The organism is Tepidimonas sp., from assembly GCF_046292505.1.
Classification (GTDB): Bacteria; Pseudomonadota; Gammaproteobacteria; order Burkholderiales; family Burkholderiaceae_C; genus Tepidimonas.
This window is the reverse complement of record NZ_JBKBQX010000230.1, coordinates 1-597: the sequence shown is the minus strand read 5'-3', so window position 1 is coordinate 597 and position 597 is coordinate 1. Positions and strand designations below refer to the sequence as shown.

Below are 597 nucleotides of genomic sequence, written 5' to 3'. Positions count from 1 at the left end.
AGCGCCACAAAACCCTTGATGCGCAGCAGGCCGTGGCACGCCACCAGCGTCGAGAGCGTCTGCAGCAGATGGTGCCGGTCGCGCACGTCCAGCGCCAGCGCCACCGATTGAAAGGCATCGTGGTCGTGGTCGTCGTCCTCGTCGTCGTGGTGGGTGCGGCGGCCCTCGATCACGTGTTCCACGGCGCGGCCCAAGCCCAGCAACACCTCGGGCGGCACCTGGCCGTGCCGCGCCACCACGGTCTGCACCGCCGCCGGCGCGCGCGCCGCCACCGTGGCGCGCACGCGCTGCAGCGCCTCGGCATCCACCCGATCGGCTTTGTTGAGCACGACCAAGTCGGCGGTGGCCAACTGATCCTCGAAGAGCTCGGCCAGCGGCGTGTCGTGGTCAAGCTCGGGGTCGGCGCGACGCTGGGCATCGACCGCTTGGGGGTCGTGCGCAAAGCGGCCTTCGGCCACCGCCGGCGCATCCACCACGGTAACAACCGCATCGACGGTGAAAGCATGCCGGATGGCGGGCCACTGAAACGCCTGCTGGCCAGCGTCGAACCGGTTGCGGGGGTAGAGACGGTCCCCACCGCGGCGGCGGCTGGCCGCG

At 71.2% G+C, this 597-nt stretch carries 1 protein-coding gene; it reads right to left on the bottom strand.

What is annotated here, in order from left to right:
* Positions 1-597: GTP-binding protein (locus ACK4TH_RS12960; RefSeq protein ID WP_409627031.1), on the bottom strand; the 597-nt coding region annotated here is incomplete at both ends.